We start from the raw sequence: 201 nt of genomic DNA, 5'->3' as shown, positions 1-201 counted from the left end.
GCGCAGCTGGAGCAGGGCGCGCGTGCGTTGTCGGCGGCGGTCGATTACGTGGTCGAGAACACGAAGCGCGACCCGAACGCGGTGTTCGTCGGCAGCGTACCGTACCTGAAGCTGGCGGGCGTGGTGCTGTGCGGGTGGCAGATGGCGCGCGCGCTGGTGGCGGCGCATGCGAACCGCGCGAGCGATCCGGCGTTCTACGAT

General features: G+C 70.1%; 1 protein-coding gene. It reads left to right on the top strand.

The window, feature by feature from the left end:
- On the top strand, positions 1-201 hold a 201-nt coding region (locus tag ACV229_RS41025), incomplete at both ends, for an acyl-CoA dehydrogenase C-terminal domain-containing protein (protein WP_448088720.1).

The sequence above is a fragment of the Burkholderia sp. MR1-5-21 genome (assembly GCF_053427715.1).
The sequence above is the reverse complement of the archived record's forward strand: the minus strand, read 5'-3'. Positions and strand labels throughout refer to the sequence as shown.